We start from the raw sequence: 16,766 nt of genomic DNA, 5'->3' as shown, positions 1-16,766 counted from the left end.
AAGGTTATTATGCAGAATTTGCTATCCCTTTTAAATCTATTCGTTACGATAAACCTCAGGAGGGAAAGCCAATATCTTGGGGAATTACATTTTACAGATTGGCAAGAAATGATTTTGAAAAGACAGTTTTTCCTGCAATACCACAATCATTTTCTCAAAACCGAATGATCTATTCGGCAAAACTAACTGGGCTGCAATTGCCAGCGCCTTCTGCGAATATCAGAGTAGAACCTTATGCGCTTTATCAGTATGATGACACAAAATCAGGTGGTAATATCTCAAATAAGTTAAGTGAGCCAAAAGTTGGTGGAGATGTTAAATGGGTTGTTAACCCAGAAACAGTATTAGACCTCACCATTAATACAGATTTTGCTCAAGCAGACGTTGATAGAGCAGTTAATAACTTAGAAAGATTCAACATATTTTTTCCAGAAAGACGTCAGTTTTTTCTAGAAAATTCAGGTATTTGGGCTGGTAGTAGTAACTTTCAAATTAAACCCTTTTTTAGTCGCACCATAGGATTAGATAACACATTTAATGCACAACCAGCACCTCTCGATATTGCTACTAGATATACAAGTAGAAACGATAAAAGAGCCATTGGTGCATTAGCTGTAAGGCAAAGTGATACAGATGAAGCCGGAGGAAGTACTTTTGGTGTGGCGAGATATACTCAAAATTATGGAAAAGAAAATAATATAGGTGCTATGGTTACGCATCGTCTTGATGATAGTTTTAATGCTTTAAATATTGGCAGTAAAAATAATACAACGCTCACTGTAGACGGTTTTATACGACCTACAGACGAGACTTCTATTTCGTATTTATTATCTACATCCTCAGATAGTGAAGTCAACGGTTTAGGATATGCAGGACGAATTTTCGCTGGTAAGCGCACCAATGATTATTATATGGGTTACGTCAACTCATTTGTAAGCGATAATTATGCTCCAGATATGGGTTTTGTTTATCAGAAGATGTAATGTATCATAGTCCTGGTGGTTATGCCATATTAAGACCCAAATCATTACCTTTTATTAGACGTTGGGATCCTGGCGCTTTTGTTAACTATTATCGCGATTTAAAGGACTTCGGAAGTTTTAAGCAAGCAAATATTTACATTTTCCCAATATTTATGTGGTTTAAGGATAATAGCTTTTTTGAAGCGACTTTGACTCCTACTTGGCAAAATATAAATTTTAATTTTTCACCTTTAGGTGTCGCTATTGATCAAGGAAACCATCGCTATACTCGGTATTTACTAAGGTATAATACCGATCAGTCTAAGAAATTTTCATTAGGTACCAGATTTAATTTTGGTAATTTTTATAATGGAACACAAAATACTTTAACAGGTAGTTTGCGATACGCACCATTACCAAATATTTCGTTTACTGCAACATACGAGCACAATAATATCAATGGCCTCGGATTATTAAATGAAGACTTAGAAATCGATTTATATTCTGCAAATTTAAGATTGGCACTTAATCCAAGAGTACAACTCTCTAGCTTCTATCAGTAAAATAGCTTTAATGAGCAAGGACGATTAAATTTAAGGTTAAGTTGGGAATACCAACCATTATCATTTATCTATTTGGTATTTAATGATATAGAAACTGATCTATTAGACCCTCAAACTCAGACGCGGCAGTTTATTAGCAAAATAACCTTTTTAAAACAGTTTTAAATAGTGTTTACTCTAACGAATTATAAAATCCTAATGCTAGCATAATTTTGTTTGAAGTTTTTTTGACGACTATCTAGATATTATAATAAGGTAATTTTAATCGATAAATCATTATTTGAAAAAGGAATAATAAAAACCGAATTTAATTTTGATTTTAAAAATACTTTGGAAGTAATTAAAAACTTATCTTGGAAAGGAAAAATTTACAGCAAGATTAAAAATGAATAAAAAGAAAATCGCAAAGCAATATATAACTTACCTTGAAAATGAAAATATTGGACAAGTAGTTACATTATTCAATCATAATGGAATGGTTGATTCACCATTGTACGGAATCAAAAAAGCAGATGAATTTTATCATGAATTGAATAGAGATACTTCAAATTCTGAACTGAATTTAAAAGGAATTTTTGAAGAAAAAGACTCATGTAATCTAGCTCTTTATTTTACCTATAAATGGACCTTAAAAAATAATTAAAAAGTGGAATTTGATGTCGTAGACATCATTGAATTCGATAATCAAAATAAGATTAGTAAACTAAAAATTATATATGATACTGTTACCTTTAGGAAACTATTGGAACATCTATAAAAAAAGCCTGTGTAAAAAAACGTTTATAGTACATTATTATTTATAACCTACTTATTAAACTATTATCTTTTCATAATACCTAAATCCAAACTGTGTCTCATAAAGATGATGTGTCATTAGAGTGAGTAAAATTATAAAAAGATACAGCCTTCTAAATAAATTATTTCGAGGGTGTTAAGAAACTCTTCTGTATAATTTTTTTCAGAAGGAGAGAAAATAAATGCTTGACCGTCAGAGCTCGAAAAATGAAGTAAACCATCAATTACTTCATATTTATAATTTATAGTATATTCAATTTCTGCACTAGACCCATAATATTCATAATCAAACTTTAAAACATCAAACTCATCTTTTTTGATTTTAATATTCCATTTTATTCCATTGCGAATTGTTTCACCTAATTTCCATCCATCACAATAAGAAGTAATACTATCAAGATTAAAAAAAGATATAAAATATTCAGTACCAGTAAAGTTTGATAATTTTATATCTGAAAAGTCACTATAATAATTTTCCGCATCTTCCCAGATTGTGCCATCATACCTAAATAAAAATCGACACATCTTTCTTCCCCAACCTGGCCCACAATATTGATGTGACGGTGGATCCAAAGAAGGATATTGTACTCCACTTGCACTTGTTACAATATCTTGATTTTCTACATCTTGCTGTTCAGGCTCAGATGGTTTTATATTGCTTTTTACACAAGCAAAGAAAATAAATAATAAACTTAGTAAATGTATTTTTTTCATTTCTAATTTTTTTTAAAATTAAAACATCAGATTTAATTACTAAAAAAACCTAAAATATTCTTGAAAAATTAGCAAAAATTCATAGAATCTAACACTTAACAATATATAAAATTAATTCGAGGTACTTGGTATTTGCTTACCAGAGATTCTTACAAAATTCCCTTTGTTTCGCTGCATTTTTGGTAATTCAGTTCCTGAAACATGCAACGAAATCATACACAAACACATTGTAAACAATTTAAGAACAAAAAATAAATATGAAATGTTCCGCTTGCTCTAATGATATTATAGAGAATTATTGCACGAATTGTGGTCAATATTATAAAAATAGTAGAGTTACAAAAGCAACAGTTTTTGGAGATCTATTTTATAATACCTTTTCATTAGAAAAATCCTTTTTCAAGAATATTATCATTGGATTAAATCAACCTAAAACTTTAGTTTCAAATTATTGGAATGGTTTTAGGCGATTTTATTTTAGCCCAGGCAATTTTTTTGTAATAGCATCTTTATTTCTTCTACTTAATTATTTGATTTTTAAAAATTTTCTAGGAATTACAATTACTAGCAATGTTTCCTCTCAATTTGTATTTTTAATATTTATTATTTTCTTATCAACCATTTTAAGTTATCTATTATACTTTAAATTCAAGAAAAACATTTATGAACATTTAATTTTCAACATTTACAATGTGAGTTTATGGACTATCATTTTTGTCCCAATATCAATAATTTTAAATCTATTAATAAAAAATAATTCCGTTATAGCTCTATTCTTCATACCATATACTTTATTAATTCTAATTTGGAATTCTACAGCTTTTGAATTAACTAGATTAAAACGTTCTGTTTTTGTTATAATAAATTTTATATTGGTTTATGGAATCATCATATATCTAGCATATATTTCCGGAGGCTTAACGAAGTAATTTAATATCACTGTTTACAACAACGTGAATAATTTATTGCTTGGTCACTGCCAACTTACGAAAATTGCTGCCCCAGTTCGCTACCCTAGTGTCCGCAGGAATTTTCTATCTGTGATTTGTTTGCTAACTTAGTTGCTTAACCATACAACAGGCCAGATAAAATATCATTGGCTGTTATGTCTATTTTTGAACCTTGTACAAATAAAAATGAAATTTATAACATCAAAAAAACTACTTATTTTTAATTGCCTTTTTTTGATTTTTCAAAATGTATCACTAGCACAAAAATTAGACCCAAAAGGACGGAATAGCTATAAATCAGACCATATCATTAAATCAGAAATTACAGATAAAGAGTATTTAATTCATATGTCTTTTCCAAAGCACTATAATATTAAGGACAGCATAACTTATCCTGTTCTTTATGTTTTGGATGGAAAAAGCACATTTGGCTATTTCGAATCTAAATATATTGATTCTGAAAAAATTGAAGATGTAATTCTCGTTGGAATTAGTCATAAGGTAATGGGAATTCAATCCAATATTAACAGATTTATTGATTACACGCCATATCGAGACACAATTACGGAAAAAAGAATTGCGAAAAAATTCGGATTTAAATATGGAACGATTAAGACAGGTGGAGCGAACAAATTTTTAGAATGCTTAAAAAAAGAAATAGTTCCATTTATTGACAAAAATTATAAAACAAATTCTGAAAGAGGAATTTCAGGACATTCTCTCGGAGGATTATTTACAGCATACTGTTTCGTTAATTCTGATAACTACTTTACTAAATTTGGCATAAACAGCCCTTCTTTTCAACTTAATGAAGGTATATTTCTTAAACCAGCAATTTCTAAATTCTCTGATAGTCAAAACTGGGATATTAATCCAACAAAAGTTTTCATATCAACTGGAGAAAATGAAAGTCCAATGATGGTATCGAATATGATCAAATTTAGTATGTTCCTTCAAAAAAGGAACTATGACAATGTTGATATGAATTGGCGTATATACAGAAATGAAACACATTCATCAGTAATACCAATCTGTTTAAATGGAACTCTGACAACATTATATGAGAAAAAATAAAAAACTACAGCTAACTGTGTATAAATGAAATTACTGAGGTTTTGACTAAATTCTAATCCACTCATAATTACTAACTAAATGAAAAACAGACCAGTTTTAATTGTAGCTATAATTATAACCTTAATTGTTGAACTGATTTTAATGATTTTAGTTTATAATAAAATTGGTACAGAAAGACTTCCCTTTCAAATCGGGAGATTAACTATTCAGCTAATTTTAATTATTTGGGTTTTAGCATGTAAATCAGACGTTGGTCTATTTTTATTAGCCGCTTATCATATTATTTCTGCACTCTTTGGAATGTATTCAAAAGGTTCAGCTGAATTATTAGGGCAAACATTAATTGGATTACATGTCATAATCGGAATAATAATTTACTTTCATGATTGGATTGAAAGCAAAATCGGAATAAAGTGGTCTGACTGAAATATAAATAAGCATTAATATCTATAAAGCCTAATCTTTTTAACACTTCTCTACTCCAATTTTAATGATTAACTTTATTCGGAGAAGCAAACTCTTCAAATTTTAATCCAAAACAACAGTTATAAAAATGAAACTACAGGTCTTAAAACGTAAAAAGTTTTGGAAAACTCTTGTAGTTATAACCATAATAATTCCAGTATTACTTTGTAGTGCAGTACTAATCTATACACATGCTAATCAGGCTAATATAATACAGAATAATGTCGCTAAATTAAACGAAGAGTATAAAGGAGCTATTAGTATTGGGAAAAGTGAATTATCGCTTTTTGGAAATTTCCCTTACATATCTATCAAAGTTGATGATGTTAAACTATTTGACACAAAAGCGCCTGATGCAGCAATTATTATGGATGTTGAAGACATTTATATTGGTTTTGATCTTCTTGATATTGTAAAAGGTAACTACAACATTCAATCCATTTTAGTAGAAGAAGGGGTTTTTAACATCATTATTCATAGAGATAATACAACCAACATACAAAACGCATTAGCCTATAATAATCCTAATGAAGAAGCTTCTATCAACATAGATCTACAAAAAATTAAAATGCGAAATCTAGATTTTCATACACTAGATGAAGCTACAAATTCAGATGTAGAAACATTTATTTACAAAGGTGAAGGTGGTTTTAGTAGAGAAAGTGAAATCCTAAAAGCGCATGTTGATACAGACTTTGAACTTAATGTTATAAAAAATAAAGACACCACCTTTATTCGTCATAAACACTTTGAAGTACACACTGATTTAGTCTTTAACGAACGTACTGGCATTCTAGACATTAAACCTTCAGGTATAACCATGGAACATGGTGACTTTGATCTAAAAGGGTCGTTAGACACAAAAAATGATATGGATTTAGACCTCTCAATAGAAGGTACTAAACCTAATTTTGATATGCTTATTGCTTTTGCACCTACCGATTTAATTCCGGTTTTAGAAAGTTATAAAAATGAAGGTGATATTTACTTTAATGCAAGTATTAAGGGACCTGCTAATGCAGGAAATATACCGTTAATTGATGTTGAGTTTGGAGCAGGAGAAGCTTTTTTAGAAAATACTGCTAAGACAAAGCGAATTGACAAAATGGGTTTTAAAGGCCATTTTACAAATGGTGAAAATAGAGATATGAGTACCATGGAATTTTCATTAACAGACCTTAAAGCTAACCTAGAGAAAGGTGTTTTTGTAGGAGATTTGTTTATTAGAAACTTTGAGTCCCCAGAAGTTGACATGCAGATCAATTCTAATTTTAATCTCAATTTTATTACTGAATTTTTAAATCTAAAAAATGTTCAAGATTTATCTGGTATTGTGGCCTTAAAAATGAACTTTCACGACATTATCGATTTAAGTCGACCAGAATTAGCGTTGCAAAAATTAAATCGAGCCTATTTTGCTGAGTTAAAAATAGATAACTTAAGTCTTACATCCGAGAATCTTCCTGTTCCATTAGATTCTCTAAACGCGCATTTAGTTATGAATGGTAAAGCCTTACAGCTTAATACCTTTAATCTGCAGATGGATGAATCGGACTTATCAATTACAGGCTTTTTATCTGATTTACCTGCTATTGTGCACCAAACAGACACTCCCATAGAAGCGCATTTTGATATACTATCAAAACAAATCAATATAGCAACGTTAACTAAACATTCTACGCAAGATAGTATTTGGATAGATGAGCAAATAAAAGACCTTCAATTAGGGCTTTCATTTAAATCTTCAGCAAAAGATTTTATAAGTGCACAGTATTTACCTAAAGGAGAATTTTTTATCGATAGTTTACATGTACAGCTAAAACATTACCCACATGAGTTTCACAACTTTCATGCAGATATCTTAGTCGATGATGAAGATTTAAAAATTGTTGATTTTACAGGTCATATTGACGATTCTGATTTTCATTTTAATGGGCTTATTCATGATTACAAATTTTGGATGAAGCACCAATTAGATGGTGTTGTTGATTTAGATATCAATCTTGTAGCGAATCAGTTGAAACTGGAAGATTTATTTTCTTATAAAGGGGAAAACTATGTACCTGAAGAATACAAACACGAGCAGTTTGATAAACTCTCGTTGCATGCCAAAACTAAATTACAATACAAAGATTCTACATTATACACTATTGATGTTAATCTCGATAAGTTAGACACCAAAATGAAGCTACACCCTTTACGTTTCAAGAATTTTAAAGGGCTTATACATTATGAAAATGAGCATGTGGTGATTAAAGATTTCTATGGAGAAATTGGTAAAACCAATTTTAATATAGATTTAAATTACTACTTAGGAAAAGATGAAACCATAAAGAAACGTGACAATTATTTAGGTTTAAATGCTAATTACATTGATTATGATGAGCTATTCAATTTTAATTTAAACGCACCAGAAATCATCGAAACCCAAGTTGCTACTATTGAAGATGTTGCAGCACATAAAGAAGTCTTTAATTTATACCAACTACCATTTACAGACATGAAGTTTAATGTAGATGTTGACCATTTTATATACCATCGCATAGATCTTCAAAATATCACTGCAGATCTAAGAACAACACCTAACCACTATATATATATTGACACTTTAAATATGAATGCAGCAGGCGGTAACATAGATTTATCCGGATATTTTAATGGCAGTGATGCTGACCATATTTATATGAAACCAGATTTGAAGATGCGAAACATAGATATAGACAAACTGCTCTTTAAATTTGAAAATTTTGGCCAAGATCATTTAGTGTCAGACAATCTCGAAGGCAAAGTGACTACACAAATTAAAGGTAATATAAGAGTATATCCAGATTTAGTTCCTGACCTAGACCAATCTGAAATAGAAATGGATGTACAGGTTATTAATGGTAGTTTAAAGAATTATGATCCTATGGAAGCTTTATCAGATTATATGGGAGATAAAAATCTAAAAAATATTAGATTCGACACCTTACAAAATCATATAGATATTAAAGAAGGAACCATCATTATTCCAAATATGACGATTGAATCTACAATTGGTCATATGGAAATTTCTGGTAATCATGATAGTGAACACAATATAGATTACTATCTACGAATACCTTGGAAAATTGTAAAAAAAGCTGCATTAAGGAAAATCTTTGGAGGTAAAAAAGAAATTGATTCCACTAAAGTCGAGGAAATTGTAAAAGTTGACAGTAAACGAAAAACGAGGTATCTTAACCTTAAAGTAAGAGGTACAGTCGATGATTATAAAATATCATTAGGTAAAAACAAGTAGTATTTTTCTAAGTCATTCAACAACCTCACCATATTCTTCAACAACATATTCTCCCCATTCTATAATAGATTTTATAAGTGGTATTAAAGTTTCACCAAAAGGCGTTAAACTATACTCTACCTTAAGTGGTGGTTTTGTTGTATATACTTTGCGCTTTACAATACCATCTTCTTCTAGACTTTTTAATTGTAAACTTAATGTGCGTTCTGTAACACTGCCTGCTTTCTTACGCAACTCACTATAACGCAGAGGACCATCCATGAGATAGGCCAGAATTACAGTTTTCCACTTACCTCCTATTATTCCCATAGTTACGCTTGTACAACATGGATAAGATTTACCATTAAATTTATGTTCCATAATGTTAAATATTCATAAAAGTTAATACTATCAAAAAGGATAGGTATTGCAAAGATAATATACTATACTTAATTTTGCTACTATAAAAATTATAGTAATTAAAATTTAAAAATATGAATACACTTAATATTGACAAAAATGACGTTTTAAATGCCTTTAAATTTAGACATGCTTGTAAAGAATTTGATGCAACTAAAATGGTCTCAGAAGATGATATCAATTATATACTTAAAACAGCCAATCTATCACCAAGTTCTTTTGGTTTTGAACCTTGGCACTTTGTAGTTGTTCAAGATAAAGAATTAAGAGAATTGCTAAAGCCAGTAGCTTGGGGAGCACCATTAAAGTTAGATACTGCAAGTCATTTTGTATTAGGTCTAAGCATGAGAGCACCAATGGTAAAACATGATGCTGATTATATTATGCATATGATGAAAGATGTTAAACAGTTCCCTGAGGATGTAATTGAAATGTATTCAAAATTTTACAGAGAATTTCAAGAAAAAGATTTCGATTTAGATACAGATAAAAAACTATTTGATTGGTCATCTAAGCAAACCTACATCGCATTAGGTAACATGATGACATCCGCAGCTTTAGTTGGTATTGATAGCTGTCCGATTGAAGGATTCCATCAAGAAAAATCTGAGGCATTACTAAAAGAAAAGTTCAATATCGATACTGATAAATATGGTTTATCTTTCATGGTCGCTTTTGGTTATAGAAAAACTGAACCACCACATGCTAAATCAAGAAGGGATTTAGATGATATTATAACTTGGAAATAACACTAAGATGAAAACCATTTTAATTACTGGCAGTACTGACGGTATTGGAAAATTAGTCGCATTTCAACTCGCTAAAGAGGGTCATCAAATTCTACTTCATGGTAGAAATGAAAGGAAACTTGCTGATACAGTCGCAGAAATAAAAGAGGCTACAAAAAATAGTGCTATCGAAAGCTTTATTGAAGATTTCTCTGATTTAAACAGTGTAACATCAATGACGCTAGCCATAAAAGAAAAAGTGTCCAAAATTGACATCCTTATTAACAACGCAGGTATCTTTAAAAGCCAAATCACAAAGAGCAATGACGGCTTTGATATTCGTTTCGCCGTTAATTATTTAACTCCTTACATACTCACAAAAGAACTCTTGCCTTTAATAGAAAAAGGAAACGCACCAAGAATTATTAATTTAAGTTCTGCAGCACAATCTACTGTCTGTATAGACGCATTATTAGGCAAACAAGAACTTTCTGATCAAGGAGCTTACGCGCAAAGTAAATTAGCATTAACAATTTGGAGTTTTGATTTAGCAAAAAAACACAAAGACATTAATACTATTGCAGTTAATCCTGGTTCTTTACTAAACACAAAAATGGTCAATGAAGCCTATGGTCAATATTGGTCTTCTGCTGATAAGGGTTCCAATATTCTTTATGATTTAGCTGTTTCAGAAGTCTATTCAAATAGTTCAGGACAGTACTTTGATAACGATAAAGGATCTTTTTCTACTGCACACTCTGATGCCTATGATGCAGATAAAATAGCAGAGTTAATTGCCGTTACAGAATCTATATTTAAGGCGTAAATGAATACATTTAAAACTATCGCAAAAAAAGGCAAATTAACTATAGGCCTTGTATTTCCTATAGAATCTTATACTGGTTCAATTCCGAAAATGGAAAACCAGGAAAAACTTGCTAAACGCTCTGAAAAACTGGGCTTTAAAGCTTTATGGTTTAGAGATGTACCATTTAATGATCCTAATTTTGGTGATGCAGGTCAAATTTATGATCCATGGATCTATATGACGCATATTATGAATCATACTAAAAAAATTGCACTAGCTACAGGCAGTATTATTTTACCATTACGTCATCCTGTACATACAGTTAAGTCCATTCAAAGCTTGCAAGTGTTGTCCAAAGGAAGACTAATTGTTGGTACAGCTTCTGGAGACAGAGCCATCGAATATCCTGCATTTAATCAAAATCTTGAGAATAAAAGTGAACTCTTTAGAGATAGTTTTTCTTATATAAAAGCATTACAAGCAGATTTTCCAAAATATGAATCTAAATTATATGGTAGTACAAATGGAAGCATTGATGTGTTACCAAAATATAATGATAAAACACCAATGCTTGTGACAGGCTTCTCTGGTCAATCTTTGGATTGGATAGCTGAACATTCTGATGGCTGGATATTTTATCCACGAAGTTTTCCGTTCTTAAAAAACAATATAGACCATTGGCAAAGTGCTTTAGACAAAACCAAACAACCTTGGAAACCTTATATGCAATCTTATTAGAAGAAAAAAGTGCAAGTCCAAAGGGTATCCATTTAGGTTTTAAGTCCGGTACAGATTATGTGATTGAACATTTAAAGGATTAGAAGTCTTTGGAGTTAATCATGTTATTATTAATCTTAAATATGGCTCTCGACCAGTAAATGAAGTAATTGAGGAACTTGGCAAACATGTACTTCCACATTTTTAATAACCCAAACAATATTAATTTAATAGCGGTTTTGATTTTCAATCATTATCGCTATTTTTTATATTTAAAGAAATCAAAAGACTATGAACTTAGAAGAAAATAAAAAAAACGCGATAGCCTTTTATAAAACTACTTTTCTAGGGAACCCAGCAGTAGCAGTTGAAAAATATGTTGGAGATATGTATATAAAACATAATCCTATGGTAGGTGATGGCAAACAACCTTTTATAGATTACTTTGATAGAATGCAACGCGAATATCCTAAAAGTCAATTGACTTTGTAAGAGCAGTTGCTGAAGGTAATTTAGTAGCTTTGCATACACATCAAATTTGGCCTGATGATGACCAATATGTTACTATGGATTTCTTTAGATTTGACGATAATGGAAAAATCGTTGAGCATTGGGATTCTATGCAGCAAATACCAAAAGAATCAGCTCACAACAATACAATGTATTAGATGAAGCAAATTTTAATTATATGTATATCACTAGCATTATTTTCTTGTCAAAAGAAAGTAAATCATTCAGGATATGATAAAATAAAAATAGATTCTAATCTAGATAGTCCATTATTCAAATCAACAGAATCAATGCTGAATCCATTGACTATTAAAACGAAATATGGCTATGACGGTTTAGAAGACTCAACTCAATATCAAATAAAATCCAACATATTGGTTAATGACGATCCTTTTAGAACTATTCGGTTTACTGATCTGAAACAAATATCTTCAGATACACTGGAAGTTAATATTTACGAAACAAATTCTATGTATTATCATGAACTAAAGATTATAATTATAAATAAAACTTTTAAGGTTTTATATGATTTTAATATGTCAGGACCAATAATAGAACCAAAGATTAAAACGATTAAACAAGAATTAATTCTAAAGTCTATACCTAAGAAAACAAGTGATTCACTTAATGGTTATATCAATTATCTTGCAAAATGCGAATCTGATTGTAATGGAGAGATAAAAATTAATGGCTATTTTAAAGCTAAATTAGAATAAGGCTATGAAAACAACAAAACTAATCGCCAAGAACTTACACCAAGTCTATTTTGGTGGTAACTGGACAGCTTCAAATTTTAAAGATACTTTAGAAGGTGTGACCTTAGAAGTAGCGACAAAAAAAGTCGGTAATTTAAATACGATATTAACACTGACCTTTCATATTCATTATTATTTGAAAGGTACAATGGATGCGCTAAAAAATGGAGAACTAACCATAAGAGATAAATACAGTTTTGACCATCCCAACATTAAAAATGAAGCTGAATGGCAAGACTTTCAAAATAACTTATGGATTGAAGCTAAGGAATTTATAGCTTTAATTGAAACACTTGAAGATAATGTTCTTGAAACATTTTTAGCAGAGGAAAAATATGGCACTTACTATAGGAATTTAACAGGTATTATTGAGCACACGCATTATCACTTAGGTCAAATAGTTATTACTAAAAAATTATGCTAAATTATATACCTCAGTATTTGATTAAAATTTTGCGATGAGAAAAATCATTTTTATTTTTATTTCGTCTTTACTTATTTATTGTTGTAATAATGATGATTCTTCACCTGCTACAAATGATATAAAAAAAAGAGTAATAACACTTGAAAGCTATAATTCAAACTTGTCTAACAGCTTTATTTCTGATAGTATTATTGAATATTATGATAGTAAAAAGATTATTAGAAAAGATGTCTACTATAAATCTAGTAATAATAATCCTTATATAAGTGTTTTTAATATCTATGAACATAATGGTGATAACTTACTCACGAGAATAAAAAGCCATACAGATATTAATTTAACTAACCATTACCGTACAATAGATTATAATTATAATGATAATTACGATATTCAAAATGTTGTAAGCAATAAGTTTAGTACTTCAAACTTATCTAGTACTTTATTTAACAAAACGATTCATTATGAATATATTCTTGATACTATAAAAAATTATTCCATTGATCATTTAAACAACGATTTTAGGGAAGATCTTAAAACCTACATTACTTATGGAAATCTGGACTCTATAAACTCAAACAATGATTGGATGTATATTTATGATAATCAAAATGACATAACTGCTATTAATTGTCTAGGTAATAACTATAATTGTAACGAAACGTATGAGATTCTCAATGAATATGGAAATAATAGAGAACCATTAATAGACAATACTTATGGAAATAAGTTAAACTTATTTTTATTGGGCTCACAAGCTACTTATGGTACAATTGAAAACACAAAAAGGTATCTAAATAAAGTACATAGTATATTCCCTACACCAGAAAGGAACAATAATGTCAGAATTTATAATTACATATTTGATGAGGATAATCGTTTAATAGAAGTTTATACGACCGGAACTTATCTTTCTATTGACAGAATAAAATACTATTACCAATAATAGTCTAATCTTCAATTTCTTTATTTGTTCTTTAACAAAAACTAAGTAACTTTTTAAAGATCCAAAAATATGATACTAATCTTTGTTCCTAATTGAACATTAGTATTAAAATTTTTAGGAATTAGAAATCTTAAATCACATAATTAAAAATCATAAAAAAGTGACAAATAGCACCACCTAAAACAAACAGATGCCATATAACATGATTATATGGTATTTTTTCAATGACATAGAATACAATTCCAACAGTGTAAAACAAACCACCGGCAAATAGCCAAAATACACCATCAGTTCCTAATGCGTTGGCTGTGTTTGTATAATCGAAAACAATAAGCCAGCCCATCACAAGATATAATAGTGTTGAGAATATTTCGAACTTACCAGTAAAAAATAATTTTAAAACAACACCAAATGCAGCAATTCCCCAAACAGTGCAAAATAATGGCCAACCTAAACTATCATTCAATAAAATTAATAATACAGGAGTATATGTCCCAGCAATAAGTAAATAGATACTAATGTGATCTACTATTCTAAAGTAATGCTTACGCTTCTCTCCCTTTACTGCATGGTAAAATGTAGATGCTAGAAATAATATAATAATTGAAATTCCATAAACGACAACACTAAATAAGCTCCAAGGTTTAGCATTATCAGAAAATACAATGAGCAACACTAAAGCTGCAATTCCTAATGCAGCACCAACACCATGAGTCCATGAATTGAATTGTTCCTCTAATTTGGTTTGAACTCGCATTTAACTTTTAGACTTAGATAATGTCTTAGGTTTAGATTTCCCCCATTTATTTACGCAGGCATAAAAATCAATCTCAAAGGCTGGTTTTTGACGATCCAATTGTTCATTCTGGAAAGCACGTTGTAATATATCTTCAATTAAATAGTCCTCTTCTTCATCTATTGGGCTAAACTCTTTTTTCAAAGAAATATCAAATAAACTAGCTGTACTATTAAACCAAAAAGCACGCCAACCACTCCGCAATTCTTTAATTAAGTTAAAAGTAGTTTTACCAGTTTGTCTATGAATAAGTTTAACTAAGATTTGTCCTTCAGTCTTTGTTAATTTTTTTAATTCAGCTGAAAACTCATCTTCAATATATTTCTGAATGACCTTGGCATACTTCTTTTTTTCACGTTTCTTTTTAAGTGTTCCTATTCGTCTTTGTAATTCCTCCAACCGCTCAGCAGCTAGCTTTGCATAAGGATAGACTTTTAAAGTTTTTCTTCTGAGAATAATATATCTAATTCGGGCATCTCGATTTGCAAATTTTAAATTTGGCAACACCAAGACTTCATTCAATTCTACAGATGTAATAGGTATAGAATCCCCTTCAATAATCATGTAGTGAACTTGTGTAGTATCTTGTTTTACAGGATCTTCTTGTGCGAAAATAGCTGTCGAAAAAAATAATGCTATGTATATTATATACTTCATTAATTATTATAATACTAAAATCATTCCAAAATTGTTGTTTAAGCCGTTTCAAAATTAGTAATTAATACTTCCAATAACCTTAAATTCCTATTAATATTATTATTTTTAAAGAAAAATTTACACAAATGGCTAAAAAGCAATTACTCACTAAAAAGTCAATGGATTTTTTAGAAAAATACTTAAATAATGCATCACCTACAGGATACGAATGGGAAGGGCAAAAGATATGGATGGATTATTTAAAACCTTATGTAGATGAATTTATCACAGATACCTACGGAACTGCAGTTGCTGTAATTAATCCTAAAGCAAAATACAAAGTTGTTATAGAGGGGCATGCCGATGAGATTTCATGGTATGTTAATTATATTTCAGACAAAGGTTTACTTTACGTAGTGAGAAATGGTGGTAGTGACCACCAAATTGCACCAAGTAAAGTGGTGAATATTCATACCAAAAATGGTATTGTCAAAGGCGTCTTTGGTTGGCCAGCAATACATACAAGAAGTCGAGCTAAAGAAGAGCCACCCAAACCAGATAATATTTACATAGATATAGGTGCAAAAGATAAAAAAGAAGTCGAAAAAATGGGAGTTCATGTTGGCTGTGTCATTACCTATCCTGATGAATTTCATATTCTAAATAAAGATAAATTTGTTTGTCGTGCTCTAGATAATAGAATGGGAGGTTTTATGATTGCTGAAGTTGCTCGTCTACTTCACGAAAACAAAAAGAAACTACCTTTTGGATTGTACATTACTAATTCTGTACAAGAAGAAATTGGTCTTAGAGGTGCTGAAATGATAACTGAAACCATTAAACCAAATGTTGCCATTGTTACAGATGTAACTCATGACACTACAACTCCAATGATTGACCCTAAAAAACAAGGATTAGCAAAGATTGGAGATGGACCTGTTGTAGCTTATGCTCCAGCAGTGCAACAAAAACTTAGAGATTTAATTACAGATACTGCTGAAGAAAAGAAAATTCCATTTCAACGCGCTGCATTATCTCGTGCCACTGGTACTGATACTGATGCTTTTGCTTACAGCAATGGTGGTGTTGCATCTGCTCTTATCTCTTTACCATTACGTTATATGCATACCACTGTAGAAATGGTACATAAGAGTGATGTAGAAAACGTTATTAAATTGATATACGAAACACTATTAAAAATTGAAGACGGAGAAACGTTTTCATATTTTAAATAAACTCAAGCCTCT

General features: G+C 30.2%; 17 protein-coding genes and 1 pseudogene. 14 read left to right on the top strand and 4 right to left on the bottom strand.

The annotated features are described in order from the left end of the window. Positions 1-98 precede the first annotated feature (98 nt). The 3 genes from WPG_RS18420 to WPG_RS13630 all read left to right on the top strand — a co-directional run bounded on the left by WPG_RS18420 (position 99) and on the right by WPG_RS13630 (position 2,168). Positions 99-983, top strand: coding sequence for a DUF5916 domain-containing protein (locus tag WPG_RS18420; RefSeq protein WP_197539920.1), 885 nt, complete (start codon positions 99-101; stop codon positions 981-983). Further along, positions 983-1,525: a hypothetical protein gene (locus tag WPG_RS18415; RefSeq protein WP_197539919.1), complete on the top strand. Its 543-nt coding sequence runs from the start codon at positions 983-985 to the stop codon at positions 1,523-1,525. The genes WPG_RS18420 and WPG_RS18415 overlap by 1 nt, the downstream gene beginning before the upstream one ends. A gap of 385 nt (positions 1,526-1,910) precedes the next feature. Further along, complete coding sequence (locus tag WPG_RS13630; RefSeq protein ID WP_231850194.1) at positions 1,911-2,168, top strand: hypothetical protein; 258 nt, start codon at positions 1,911-1,913, stop codon at positions 2,166-2,168. A gap of 245 nt (positions 2,169-2,413) precedes the next feature. Here WPG_RS13630 and WPG_RS13625 read toward each other — a convergent pair whose 3' ends face one another. After that, on the bottom strand, positions 2,414-3,034 hold the full coding sequence (locus WPG_RS13625) for a hypothetical protein (RefSeq protein WP_045473676.1): 621 nt from the start codon (positions 3,032-3,034) through the stop codon (positions 2,414-2,416). Positions 3,035-4,170: 1,136 nt separating this feature from the next. On the opposite strand from WPG_RS13625, the gene WPG_RS13615 reads away from it, so the two are divergent. The 3 genes from WPG_RS13615 (at position 4,171) to WPG_RS13605 (ending at position 8,803) form a co-directional block, all read left to right on the top strand. Further along, positions 4,171-5,058, top strand: coding sequence for an alpha/beta hydrolase (locus WPG_RS13615; RefSeq protein WP_045473672.1), 888 nt, complete (start codon positions 4,171-4,173; stop codon positions 5,056-5,058). A 78-nt stretch (positions 5,059-5,136) separates the two neighbouring features. Beyond that, a complete protein-coding gene (locus WPG_RS13610; protein ID WP_045473670.1) occupies positions 5,137-5,484 on the top strand; it encodes a hypothetical protein in 348 nt (115 codons plus the stop codon). 127 nt (positions 5,485-5,611) lie between these two features. Continuing rightward, positions 5,612-8,803 (top strand): AsmA family protein, encoded by a 3,192-nt coding sequence (locus tag WPG_RS13605; RefSeq protein ID WP_045473668.1) that lies wholly within the window; start codon positions 5,612-5,614, stop codon positions 8,801-8,803. A gap of 12 nt (positions 8,804-8,815) precedes the next feature. On the opposite strand, the gene WPG_RS13600 is transcribed toward WPG_RS13605, so the two are convergent. Beyond that, entirely contained in the window at positions 8,816-9,163 is a 348-nt protein-coding gene (locus tag WPG_RS13600) for a winged helix-turn-helix transcriptional regulator (RefSeq protein WP_045473666.1), read from the bottom strand. Positions 9,164-9,276: 113 nt separating this feature from the next. Here WPG_RS13600 and WPG_RS13595 point away from each other — a divergent pair, with 113 nt between their 5' ends. The 7 genes and pseudogenes from WPG_RS13595 to WPG_RS13565 all read left to right on the top strand — a co-directional run bounded on the left by WPG_RS13595 (position 9,277) and on the right by WPG_RS13565 (position 14,087). Further along, positions 9,277-9,951, top strand: coding sequence for an NAD(P)H-dependent oxidoreductase (locus WPG_RS13595; protein ID WP_045473664.1), 675 nt, complete (start codon positions 9,277-9,279; stop codon positions 9,949-9,951). A gap of 7 nt (positions 9,952-9,958) precedes the next feature. After that, positions 9,959-10,756, top strand: coding sequence for an SDR family NAD(P)-dependent oxidoreductase (locus WPG_RS18090; protein WP_045473663.1), 798 nt, complete (start codon positions 9,959-9,961; stop codon positions 10,754-10,756). Next, positions 10,757-11,476 carry an LLM class flavin-dependent oxidoreductase gene (locus tag WPG_RS18085; RefSeq protein WP_231850193.1) on the top strand — a complete coding sequence of 240 codons (720 nt, stop codon included), beginning with the start codon at positions 10,757-10,759 and terminating at the stop codon, positions 11,474-11,476. 270 nt (positions 11,477-11,746) lie between these two features. Continuing rightward, positions 11,747-12,123: pseudogene (locus WPG_RS13580) on the top strand (nuclear transport factor 2 family protein). Continuing rightward, on the top strand, positions 12,124-12,681 hold the full coding sequence (locus WPG_RS13575; RefSeq protein WP_045473662.1) for a hypothetical protein: 558 nt from the start codon (positions 12,124-12,126) through the stop codon (positions 12,679-12,681). A gap of 4 nt (positions 12,682-12,685) precedes the next feature. Then, on the top strand, positions 12,686-13,144 hold the full coding sequence (locus WPG_RS13570) for a hypothetical protein (protein ID WP_045473660.1): 459 nt from the start codon (positions 12,686-12,688) through the stop codon (positions 13,142-13,144). Positions 13,145-13,178: 34 nt separating this feature from the next. Beyond that, positions 13,179-14,087, top strand: coding sequence for a hypothetical protein (locus WPG_RS13565; RefSeq protein WP_045473658.1), 909 nt, complete (start codon positions 13,179-13,181; stop codon positions 14,085-14,087). A 130-nt stretch (positions 14,088-14,217) separates the two neighbouring features. Here WPG_RS13565 and trhA read toward each other — a convergent pair whose 3' ends face one another. After that, a complete protein-coding gene (gene trhA / locus WPG_RS13560; protein ID WP_045473657.1) occupies positions 14,218-14,844 on the bottom strand; it encodes a PAQR family membrane homeostasis protein TrhA in 627 nt (208 codons plus the stop codon). Beyond that, entirely contained in the window at positions 14,845-15,540 is a 696-nt protein-coding gene (locus tag WPG_RS13555; RefSeq protein ID WP_045473655.1) for a DUF4294 domain-containing protein, read from the bottom strand. Between the two features lie 125 nt (positions 15,541-15,665). On the opposite strand from WPG_RS13555, the gene WPG_RS13550 reads away from it, so the two are divergent. Further along, positions 15,666-16,754 (top strand): M42 family metallopeptidase, encoded by a 1,089-nt coding sequence (locus WPG_RS13550; RefSeq protein WP_045473653.1) that lies wholly within the window; start codon positions 15,666-15,668, stop codon positions 16,752-16,754. Positions 16,755-16,766: the final 12 nt, after the last annotated feature.

The organism is Winogradskyella sp. PG-2, from assembly GCF_000828715.1.
In the GTDB taxonomy this organism is placed as follows: Bacteria; Bacteroidota; Bacteroidia; order Flavobacteriales; family Flavobacteriaceae; genus Winogradskyella.
The sequence above is the reverse complement of the archived record's forward strand: the minus strand, read 5'-3'. Positions and strand labels throughout refer to the sequence as shown.

Coding starts and splice junctions, on each gene's coding strand:
- WPG_RS13555 (WP_045473655.1), bottom strand. CDS start 15,540: ATGAAGTATATAATATACATAGCATTATTTTTTTCGACAGCTATTTTC.
- WPG_RS13550 (WP_045473653.1), top strand. CDS start 15,666: ATGGCTAAAAAGCAATTACTCACTAAAAAGTCAATGGATTTTTTAGAA.
- WPG_RS13565 (WP_045473658.1), top strand. CDS start 13,179: ATGAGAAAAATCATTTTTATTTTTATTTCGTCTTTACTTATTTATTGT.
- WPG_RS13625 (WP_045473676.1), bottom strand. CDS start 3,034: ATGAAAAAAATACATTTACTAAGTTTATTATTTATTTTCTTTGCTTGT.
- WPG_RS13575 (WP_045473662.1), top strand. CDS start 12,124: ATGAAGCAAATTTTAATTATATGTATATCACTAGCATTATTTTCTTGT.
- WPG_RS13570 (WP_045473660.1), top strand. CDS start 12,686: ATGAAAACAACAAAACTAATCGCCAAGAACTTACACCAAGTCTATTTT.
- WPG_RS13610 (WP_045473670.1), top strand. CDS start 5,137: ATGAAAAACAGACCAGTTTTAATTGTAGCTATAATTATAACCTTAATT.
- WPG_RS13595 (WP_045473664.1), top strand. CDS start 9,277: ATGAATACACTTAATATTGACAAAAATGACGTTTTAAATGCCTTTAAA.
- WPG_RS13630 (WP_231850194.1), top strand. CDS start 1,911: ATGAATAAAAAGAAAATCGCAAAGCAATATATAACTTACCTTGAAAAT.
- WPG_RS13615 (WP_045473672.1), top strand. CDS start 4,171: ATGAAATTTATAACATCAAAAAAACTACTTATTTTTAATTGCCTTTTT.
- WPG_RS18415 (WP_197539919.1), top strand. CDS start 983: ATGTATCATAGTCCTGGTGGTTATGCCATATTAAGACCCAAATCATTA.
- WPG_RS18090 (WP_045473663.1), top strand. CDS start 9,959: ATGAAAACCATTTTAATTACTGGCAGTACTGACGGTATTGGAAAATTA.
- trhA (WP_045473657.1), bottom strand. CDS start 14,844: ATGCGAGTTCAAACCAAATTAGAGGAACAATTCAATTCATGGACTCAT.
- WPG_RS13600 (WP_045473666.1), bottom strand. CDS start 9,163: ATGGAACATAAATTTAATGGTAAATCTTATCCATGTTGTACAAGCGTA.
- WPG_RS18085 (WP_231850193.1), top strand. CDS start 10,757: ATGAATACATTTAAAACTATCGCAAAAAAAGGCAAATTAACTATAGGC.
- WPG_RS13605 (WP_045473668.1), top strand. CDS start 5,612: ATGAAACTACAGGTCTTAAAACGTAAAAAGTTTTGGAAAACTCTTGTA.